Source organism: Bradyrhizobium cosmicum (assembly GCF_032290525.1).
Lineage (GTDB): Bacteria > Pseudomonadota > Alphaproteobacteria > Rhizobiales > Xanthobacteraceae > Bradyrhizobium > Bradyrhizobium cosmicum_A.
In genome coordinates, this window is the sequence record NZ_JASXTA010000321.1 from 1 (window position 1) to 262 (window position 262).

Sequence of the window (262 nt, forward strand, 5' to 3'; positions counted from 1 at the left end):
TTGCTCGAGAGGTTGATCCGGGAGCCGCGGGACGATGGATCTTACGCCATCCCACCAGATGGCACGCCCGGTGACACACCCGACGTCTACGCGGGCAGGCTGCTGGAACACTTTGCCCTGGAGGCGGCGCTTTACGGCGACTCCGGCAACGGGGGACCACCAAGTGGGCGTGCCCCTGGGCTCGAGCCTTTGAGCGGGCGCGAGGTAGAGGTGCTCAAGCTCGTCGCCGCCGGCCGGTCGAACGCGGAGATCGCCAGGGAGC

General features: G+C 68.3%; 1 protein-coding gene. It reads left to right on the forward strand.

Annotated elements, in window-relative coordinates; genetic code table 11:
- Positions 1-262: helix-turn-helix transcriptional regulator (locus tag QSV46_RS40115; protein ID WP_314964168.1), on the forward strand; the 262-nt coding region annotated here is incomplete at both ends.